General features: G+C 37.7%; 7 protein-coding genes and 1 pseudogene. 6 read left to right on the top strand and 2 right to left on the bottom strand.

What is annotated here, in order from left to right; all coding sequences use genetic code 11:
• Positions 1-419 (bottom strand): annotated as a pseudogene (locus tag CL42_RS14645) (alkyl hydroperoxide reductase subunit F); the annotation flags it as partial.
• 236 nt (positions 420-655) lie between these two features.
• On the opposite strand from CL42_RS14645, the gene CL42_RS14640 reads away from it, so the two are divergent.
• Complete coding sequence (locus tag CL42_RS14640; RefSeq protein ID WP_035270203.1) at positions 656-877, top strand: DUF1653 domain-containing protein; 222 nt, start codon at positions 656-658, stop codon at positions 875-877.
• A gap of 65 nt (positions 878-942) precedes the next feature.
• Positions 943-1,527, top strand: a complete 585-nt coding sequence (locus CL42_RS14635) for an O-methyltransferase (RefSeq protein WP_035270194.1) — start codon at positions 943-945, stop codon at positions 1,525-1,527.
• 76 nt (positions 1,528-1,603) lie between these two features.
• On the opposite strand, the gene ahpC is transcribed toward CL42_RS14635, so the two are convergent.
• Positions 1,604-2,167, bottom strand: a complete 564-nt coding sequence (gene ahpC, locus CL42_RS14630; RefSeq protein WP_035270191.1) for an alkyl hydroperoxide reductase subunit C — start codon at positions 2,165-2,167, stop codon at positions 1,604-1,606.
• Positions 2,168-2,677: 510 nt separating this feature from the next.
• On the opposite strand from ahpC, the gene hrpA reads away from it, so the two are divergent.
• The 4 genes from hrpA to CL42_RS14610 all read left to right on the top strand — a co-directional run bounded on the left by hrpA (position 2,678) and on the right by CL42_RS14610 (position 9,815).
• On the top strand, positions 2,678-6,565 hold the full coding sequence (gene hrpA, locus CL42_RS14625; protein ID WP_035270188.1) for an ATP-dependent RNA helicase HrpA: 3,888 nt from the start codon (positions 2,678-2,680) through the stop codon (positions 6,563-6,565).
• Positions 6,566-6,612: 47 nt separating this feature from the next.
• Positions 6,613-7,728, top strand: coding sequence for a beta-ketoacyl-ACP synthase III (locus CL42_RS14620; RefSeq protein WP_035270185.1), 1,116 nt, complete (start codon positions 6,613-6,615; stop codon positions 7,726-7,728).
• A 19-nt stretch (positions 7,729-7,747) separates the two neighbouring features.
• Complete coding sequence (locus tag CL42_RS14615; RefSeq protein WP_081403307.1) at positions 7,748-8,518, top strand: lysophospholipid acyltransferase family protein; 771 nt, start codon at positions 7,748-7,750, stop codon at positions 8,516-8,518.
• 469 nt (positions 8,519-8,987) lie between these two features.
• On the top strand, positions 8,988-9,815 hold the full coding sequence (locus tag CL42_RS14610) for an SDR family oxidoreductase (protein WP_035270183.1): 828 nt from the start codon (positions 8,988-8,990) through the stop codon (positions 9,813-9,815).
• Positions 9,816-9,826 lie beyond the last annotated feature (11 nt).

Raw genomic sequence — 9,826 nt, 5'->3', positions numbered from 1 at the left:
AAATTAAGTGCTTGAACCACATCTGGACAGTTATGACAGCTTAAAGATACGAATACATCAAAGTCAGATTTGATTTCTAAAGCTTTAATGGATGCCAATACTTCATCAGATACTTTTGGTGCATAACCAGAAGTTTGTAGCAATGCCAAAATCAAAGAAGTGAACTCATGACCCATTGGTAAACCTGCGAAGAAGACACGCGGTTCTTCACCCGCTTTAGCAATACCAAAGCTCGGCGCACGTTTATTTTGACCATCAAAACGAGCTGTGACTAATGGAGAAAGTGCAGCCACTTCTTCCACAAGTTCTTTGATTTTTGCAGATTTGTCTGAATCATTTAAAGTCGCAACCAATTCGATTGGACCCTCAAGGCGTTCTAAAAGCGTTTTTAATTGAGCTGAAGTATTTTGATCTAACATTGCTAACGTCTCCAAAGGAGTAATAATTCATTCGATACAGGTATACTAAGATAATTGATTGAATAGATAAAACAGTTTGTTTTTATAAATTCAATCGGAAAAATAAATTTCATCAAAGTCATTGGTGTAGATGTATGAAAATATTGAGTTAAAACTTGAATTTTCAAGTATAAAAGCAATTTAAATTCAGATATTTACACTAAAATTATTTTAATAGATATGAGCGAGGACGAATTATGACCTTAGAGAGAGGCATTTATAAACACTATAAAGGACAACTTTATCAGGTCCTTCATGTAGCGACTCATAGTGAAACTCAAGAAAAGCTTGTGGTCTATCAATGCCTTTATGGAGATTATTCAATATGGGTAAGGCCATTAGCGATGTTTACGGAAAGTATTTATCTAGAAGATGATGATCGTGAAATTGAACGTTTTAAATTGATTCAAAAATTATGATGATTGTCATAGTAAAGACTTTATCTTTGATTAGTTTATAGAAATCGATTCAATGAGAATATGTCATGAATGCTGAATTTCTAAGTCAAATGCAAAGTTTATATCAGCAGTTAATTCAACATGATGCATATCAAACTGATCGCGATCTGAGATATCGAAATATAAAACCAGAATCTGCCCATTATATTTCGATGCTCATTAAGATCCAGACCTCTAAACGAATTCTTGAAATAGGAACTTCGACAGGATATTTAACATTATGGATGGCGGAGTCGGTTTCGGATCATCAGGGTCGAGTGACTACGGTTGATATAAACTCAAAAAGAATAGCACTTGCAACTCAGTACGCCAAACAATTTAGTTTAGATCACCTTATTGATTTTATCAGCAGTGATGCAATTAATTTATTAATTAATGAAGGCGATGTGTATGACTTAATTATCTTAGATGCGAATCGAAATGCATATCCTGATTATTGGCAATATTTAAAAAAGGTACTACATCCTGAACATGGCGTAATACTTGTAGATAAAGTGATTTCCCATGCTGCTGAAATACAAAGTTTTTTAAAGGATGTTAAGGCTGATCCAGATTTTTGCACGATGACGCTGAATATTGGGTGTGGATTATTGATGATTACGCGGAATTGATGGTGATTGAGAATTTGATGGATTGAACACAAAAAAAACCACGCAAAGCGTGGTTTTTTTAGTGCTATCTAATGAATTAGATTTTACCAACTAGATCGATTGAAGGAGCAAGAGTTGCATCGCCTTCTTTCCATTTAGCAGGGCAAACTTCGCCTGGGTGAGCGTGAACGTATTGAGCTGCTTTAACTTTACGAAGAAGTTCTTGAGCATCACGACCGATACCACCAGCGTTGATTTCAACGATTTGGATTTTACCTTCTGGGTCGATTACGAAAGTACCGCGGTCAGCAAGACCAGCAGATTCGATTAGAACTTCGAAGTTTTTAGAAAGAGTCCAAGTTGGATCGCCGATTAATGGGTATTGGATTTTACCAATTACGTCAGAAGTGTCGTGCCAAGCTTTGTGAGTGAAGTGAGTGTCAGTAGAAACACCGTAGATTTCCACGCCTAATTTTTGGAATTCAGCGTAGTTGTCAGCAAGGTCACCAAGTTCAGTTGGGCAAACGAAAGTGAAGTCAGCAGGGTAGAAAAATACTACAGACCATTTGCCTTTAAGATCAGCTTCAGTCACGTCTACGAATTGACCGTTGTGGTAAGCTGTAGCTGCGAATGGTTTAACTTCAGTATTAATTAAGCTCATCATTGTCTCCATGATTGAGGTTAGTCTTTAATTTTCAATTAGAGTATCGAACTTTCGTTCTGTGCTGAAATGGTATTTTTACATTACAAAAATCGGAAAAACCGAATTATGTAAATTGATTGCCATTTAAGTTTGTCATCTGTCTACCTTGTAACACATCAAAATGATGTATTCGTGACAGGATGAGAAAATTTCACATGCCTACCAACATGAAGACACTGAAGTGAAAATTCAAGGGTAAATATTAAAAAAACCATCATTATTTTGGATTTAGTTTTTCAAAAATATAAAAAGCCACATGAAAATTTCAAAAATTGTATGAATTGTCACATAACGCGGCTGACTTGTTTCTATTTCAACGTAAGATCATTTTAAGCTTTATATTCTCATTTAATCTAAAAAAATAGTCCGATTCAGATTTGGGATAATCTTTTAAAATGAGTAGAATAAAGCGTTTCGTAATTGGTATAGGGCTAAAACTTGGCAACGATAGGGTTAAATGTAGAACAAATGGTGATGGCACGAGATCTTCATCGTTTAAATCGACTACGCAAAGGAAAAGATGCCAATGAAAAGCAATATCAAGAACTTTTTGAAAAATCAAATTTAAAAGTACAGCAGCGTATTCAACGCATTCCTAATATCAAACTTAATCAAGGTTTACCTGTTACCCAATATGCAGATAAATTGATTGATGCCATTCAAAAACATCAGGTCATTATCGTTGCGGGTGAAACAGGTTCAGGTAAAACAACTCAGCTTCCTCAAATAGCCATGCTTGCGGGACGTGGTTTAACAGGGTTAATTGGGCATACCCAGCCACGACGATTAGCTGCGCGCAGTGTATCGCAACGTATTGCAGAAGAGGTGGGTGAAAAACTCGGTGAGTCTATTTCATTTAAAGTAAGGTTTAACGAACAGGGTTCACAGGACTCAATCGTTCGTTTAATGACAGATGGTATTTTGCTGGCTGAATTGGCTCATGACCGTTTTCTCACCAAATACGATACGATTATTATTGATGAAGCACATGAGCGCTCGCTCAATATTGACTTCATCATGGGCTATTTAAAACAGCTCTTGCCACGTCGTAAAGATCTTAAAGTCATCATCACATCTGCAACTTTAGACGTTAATCGTTTTTCAAGTTACTTCAATAACGCACCGATCTTTGAGGTTGAAGGTCGCAGTTTTCCTGTAGAAGTGCGTTATCGTCCGATCTCTGAAATGAGTATTGTAGGGAGTGATGATGATGAGTTTGATGACTTTGAAGAAAACCTACCGCGCGCAGTAGTATCAGCTGTTGAAGAATGTTTCAAAGATGCACAGGAAAAAGGTCATCCTGAACACGCAGATATTTTGATTTTTGCCAGTACGGAACAAGAGATTCGTGAGCTACAGGAAACTTTAATCAAACATGGACCTCGTCATACAGAAGTTCTACCTTTGTATGCGAGACTAGCGTTATCTGAACAACAAAAGATTTTTAATCCTGCAGGTGGTGGACGGCGTATCATTATTGCCACCAACGTTGCGGAAACTGCATTGACCGTTCCAAACATACGTTACGTCATTGATAGTGGCTTTGCACGTATCTCTCGTTATAACTACCGTTCACGTGTTCAGCGTTTACCGATTGAAGCGATTTCTCAAGCAGCAGCCAATCAGCGTAAAGGTCGTTGTGGTCGTATTGCACCGGGTGTGTGTATTCGATTGTATTCAGAAGAAGACTTTTTAAGTCGTCCCGAATTTACTGAACCTGAAATCAAACGTACTAATTTGGCATCTGTTATTTTGCAGATGCAGAGTTTAGGTCTTGGAACACTCGAAGATTTTGACTTTATTGAACCGCCTGATCATCGTCTCGTCAATGATGGCCGTAAACTGCTGATTGAACTCGGGGCGATGGCGGAAAAGAGAAATTCTTCTCTTGCGACTAAAACAGCCTCATCTCTAGATAAAGGTGGACTTCAAGGCAAAGGTGATTCTCTCACCAAAATTGGTCAACAAATGGCAAAAATGCCAATTGATCCAAGACTCGCACGTATGATTTTGGGTGGTGCTCATTTTGGGGCACTCAATGAAGTATTGATTATCGTGGCTGCGTTAGCTGTTCAGGATCCAAGAGAGCGTCCTGCTGATAAACAAATGCAAGCGGATCAGAAGCATGCCTTGTTTCGTGAAGCCGACTCTGACTTTCTGTTCTATCTCAAATTATGGGATGCGTTGGTTGCAAATCGGGAGATGAATGAAAATAAGCGTCGCACATTTGCACGTAATCATTTCTTGAGTTGGCTACGCTTGAGAGAATGGAAAAAAACACATGAGCAACTGGTTGATCTTGCTCAAGGCTTAAAGCTTTCTTTTAATGAAAAGAAAACCAGTTACGAAAATCTTCACAGAGCTTTACTCACAGGGCTATTGTCATTCATTGCAAATAAAACAGATGAACGCAATGTATTCATGGCAGTGCGTCAACAAAAGGCACGTATATTTCCTGCATCAACCTTACACAAAACCAATACACCATGGGTCATGGCATTTGAGATGGTAGAAACCTCTCAGGTGTATTTACGAACACTGGCAAAAATTGAGCCTGAGTGGATTTTGCTAGCCGCACGTGATTTAGTCAAACATCATTACTTTGAACCGCATTGGTCGAAAAAAGCAGGTGTGGTTAACGCATATGATCAAATTTCACTGTTTGGTTTGATTATTGAGCCTAAGCGTCAAATCAATTATGAAAAGGTGGATCAAACTGCGGCGCATGAAATTTTCCTTCGCGATGCTTTAACGACGGGTCATCTGGGGATTACGCCGCCATTTTTAAAACATAACTTACTTAAACTACAAGAGGTTGAGCGAGTTGAAGACAAATTGCGACGTCGTGATTTGGTGGTAGACGAAGAGACGATTTATCAGTTTTATGCAGCAAAAGTGCCTGAAGATGTTGCGAGTCGGCGTAGTTTTGAAGATTGGCGTGCGACTGTTGAGCCTCAAAATCCACGTTATTTGTTCATCGATGACGATGCTTTATGGCTTAACGATCGTCCAACCACCCAACAGTTCCCTGATTACTTACGTAATGGGGATCTTCGTTTTGCAGCAAGTTATCGATTTGATCCAAGTCATGATGAAGATGGTGCGACGGTCAAGATTCCACTACATGCCCTGCCACAAGTAGATGAAAACTTATGGTCATGGGGCATTCCAGGTTGGCGTCTTGATTTAATTGAAGCACTATTAAAAGCTCTTCCAAAAGATAAGCGTCGTGGCTTGGTACCTATACCAGATACTGCGCGTAAACTGATGTCCAAAATAGATGCGCAAGATTTACAAAAGCACATTTTTAGTTTTTTAGCTTTTCAGTTGAGAGGCGAACAGATCACTGAAAAAGATTTTAATGTAGATCGAATTGAACAATATCTTTTACCGCTCATTAAAGTCATCGATGAAAAAGGACGAGTGATTGAGCAAGGTCGCGATTTATCAGAATTAAAAGCACGCTGTCGTACTGAAACGCATAGTCCAGTCAAGCAGTTAAAAGGTGAGTATCAAACTTTCCCTGAGCATTTTGTGTTTGAAGCATCGCAAAAAGTCACAGGTGTCGTCGTCAAACAATATCAAGCACTTGTACCAAGCAAGGAATTTTCTAAGCTTGAGCAAAAGGATGAGTCAGGTGTTGTCATTCAAACGTTTAATGATCAGCACGAAGCAATACGCCATCATCGTGCTGGTATTATTCGCCTGATTCATATGCAGCTAGGTGATTTGATTCGACAGCTTAAAAAACAAATTTCTAAACCACTCGCATTAGCCTATTCCCCTTTGGGTGATAAAGCTCAGTTAGAACAAATGTTAGTTTACGCAACATTGCAAATGGCTTTAGAGAAAGAGCCTGTAGATGCGCAAGATTTCCAAATAATTCTGCAGGCTGTCAAGCAGTCTTTCCTGACGCATGGTCAAAAGGTCTTGGCTGCCTTTAATGACATTTATGTACAATGGCAACAAATTCGACGCGAGTTGATGATGATTGATGCCAATGTATTTGGTAAAAATATCGATGATATTGAAGATCAACTTGATCTAATGAGTTTAGCGGATTTTGCTTATAGTAAATCTGTAGACGTGTGGATTGAATTTCCACGCTATCTTAAAGCTTTATTGATCAGGATTGATCGTTTGCCTCATAATCTAAAACGAGATGATGATGCGATTGCTCAAGTCGATCCTTGGATGGATAAATTATTTAAATATAAAAATGATCAGAAATTGAAAGAGTTATATTTTATGGTTGAAGAGCTGAGAATCTCATTATTCTCTCAACCGATGAAAACCAAGATGCCAATTTCGCCAAACCGTATTCAAAAAGTATGGGAACGTCTCGGAATCAGTTAATATAGCTTTAATTTGAAATATTGAGTTACTCAAAAAAGGAGTTTTGCATGGGCATTCGTATTACAGGCACTGGCTTATTCCATCCTGAACATGTCATCACCAATGAAGAATTGGTTGAAAGTTTAAATGCTTATGTAGAAAAGTTTAATCAAGAGAATGCTGAAAAAATTGCTGCGGGCGAAATCGAAGCACGCCGTGGTTCAAGTGCAGAATTTATTGAGAAGGCTTCAGGTGTTAAAGCACGTTATGTTGTAGAGAAGGAAGGCGTACTAGATCCTAATCGTTTACGTCCAAACTTAGCAGAACGATCAGATGATGAAATTTCACTTCAAGCTGAGTGGGGTGTAATCGCTTCAAAACAAGCAATGGAAAATGCAGGTGTAACTGCTGAAGACATTGATGTTGTAATATTGGCTTGTTCAAATATGCAACGTGCATATCCTGCGGTTGCTATTGAAATTCAAACTGCATTAGGCATTCAAGGTTATGCTTATGATATGAATGTTGCTTGTTCTGCTGCAACATTTGGCTTAAAACAAGCTTATGATGCGATCAAGTCTGGTGCTCGTCGTGTGCTCTTGGTCAATGTGGAAATCACATCAGGTCATACAGATTATCGTTCACGTGATTGTCATTTCATTTTTGGTGATGTAGCGACAGCTTCAATTATCGAAGATACAGATTCTAAAACTGGATTCGAAATTTTAGATACGCAATTGTTTACGCAATTCTCTAATAACATTCGTAATAATTTTGGTTTCTTGAATCCAAGTGAAACAACCAATGCGGATGATAAACGCTTCCGTCAAGATGGCCGTAAAGTGTTTAAAGAAGTATGCCCATTGGTTGCGAAAATGATTACAAAGCAACTTGAGAAAAACCAAATCGAACCGACGAATGTTAAACGTTTCTGGTTACATCAAGCCAATGCCAGCATGAACGAGTTAATTTTAAAGCTGGTTGTGGGTAAAGCTGCTGCTGAAGCAGATCCAGACTTAGTTCCAATCATTTTAGACGAGTTTGCAAACACTTCTTCAGCTGGTGTCATCATTGCGTTACATCGAACTGCTGATCAAGTGAATGATGGTGAATACGGCGTATTATGTTCATTTGGTGCGGGTTATTCTGTTGGTTCGATACTGGTTCAGAAGCGAGTAGCTTAATTAGATAAAGAGATGTTCAATGGAAAATAAAGCATTGCAAATCCAACACCATTCTAAAATGATCAGATATGGTAGTTTGTTGCAACGTTTTTATTTTAAACCGACCTTTCTTGGTGTTGAACATCTCAATGCTGATCGACCTGCCATGTATGTGGGTAATCATACAATTTATGGCGTATTTGATACGCCAATTTTGATTGATTATCTATATACAGAGCACAAAATTAAAATTGTGAGTTTAGGTGATCACATTCATTTCAAAATACCGTATTGGAAAGATATGGTTCATAAAATGGGTGCAATTGAGGGTCTAAGAGAATACGCCAGAGATGCAATGCAACAAGGATACTCTATCCTAGTGTTTCCAGGTGGTGGGCGTGAGGTAGTAAAGCGCAAAGGGGAAGAATATCAACTCATATGGAAAGAGCGCTACGGATTCTTAAAGTTAGCTCAAGAATTTGACTACGACATTGCACCTTTTGTAGCTGTAGGTGGTGATGAAGTATTCGATTTGGCACTTGATGCCAATTATTTGCTTGAAAAAAAGTGGTTTAAAAAGCTTTTAACTGTACCTAAAATTGGAAAAATACTCCGTCATGGTGATGTCTTGCCTTCAATACCCAAAAATATTATTCCTAAAAGAGTCCCATTCTATTTCAAATTTTTACCACGACAATCAATCTCAAATATCAAAACAGAACAAGATTTAATTGAATTCAGAGATCAATTGCAGCAAACAATTTACGAAAATATTGCATCAACGCAGTTGATACGAGATAGACAAAGTTAAATCTTAGAAAATTATACTTCTTAATCTAATTATATCGTTGATTATAAAAATATTTTTAAAATAATATTAAAAAAATAAATTAGTGCTTTCTATTTTATATCAATTAGGTATATTATTTTAATGTAAATATTCAGTTTACTAAGCCCAAAGATTGTACTCCTCCTTGGGCTTTTTTTTATCTCAGAATAATAATAGGCGTATGAGCGCGATTTTCACTTTTTAAATTTCATACAAATTAAGATTGAAAATTAAAGGTGAATTTTTGGCACAAAATGCAACTATAGTTGGTTTTTGAAAAATTAATAAAAACAGAATGTTATTTATGTTTTTTAGCATGCTATCAAAATAATTCTAATTTTGTAATTGCAAAATGTATGCTTCTACGACTTAGAGGTTCATAAAGAAATTTTGCATAAGTGCTTTTTTTTTGTACATTGAAAACTCAAAAACAAAATAACACAGAGGGATTATGTCACTACAAGGAAAAACACTGTTCATTACAGGTGCAAGCAGAGGTATCGGTCGTGAGATTGCACTTAAAGCTGCAAAAGATGGTGCAAATATTGTGGTTGCTGCAAAAACGAGCACTGAACATTCGAAACTCAATGGTACGATTCATTCTGTTGCAAAAGAAATAGAAGCAGCTGGTGGGAGAGCATTAGCGATCCAACTTGATGTACGAGATCAAGATGCTGTCGCAGCCGCAATGAAACAGGCTGCTGAACATTTTGGTGGGATAGATGTCCTCATTAATAATGCTGGTGCGATTAATTTGAGTGGGGTTGAAACGCTTGATCCAAATCGTTTTGATCTTATGTATCAAGTTAATACTCGCGCCGTTATGGTCTGTAGTCAAGCTGCCTTGCCTTATTTAAAACAAAGTCAAAATCCACACATTCTTAGTCTCTCTCCACCTTTAAATTTAAAAGAAACGTGGTTTGCGGTTCATTCTCCTTACACCATCAGTAAATATGGCATGAGTATGTTGACCATGGGAATGAATCAAGAATTCGAACGTTATGGAATAAGTGTTAATGCCTTGTGGCCTAGAACCATTATTGCAACTGCAGCGATTGAGTTTTCTCTCGGTGGACGTGAGTTATTTAGCAAGGCTCGGACACCAGCAATCATGGCTGATGCAGCGTATGCAATCTTGACGAGTGAGAAACGTTCGATCACGGGTCGTATGATGATCGATGAAGAGATATTAAGAGAGAAAGGTGAAACTGATTTCGAGAAATATCGAGTTGAGCCATCAGATGAAGAATTGATGGTTGATCTATTTGTTGATCCATAAATAATAAAGCC

It is taken from the genome of Acinetobacter sp. Ver3 (assembly GCF_000632455.1).
In the GTDB taxonomy this organism is placed as follows: Bacteria; Pseudomonadota; Gammaproteobacteria; order Pseudomonadales; family Moraxellaceae; genus Acinetobacter.
The sequence above is the reverse complement of the archived record's forward strand: the minus strand, read 5'-3'. Positions and strand labels throughout refer to the sequence as shown.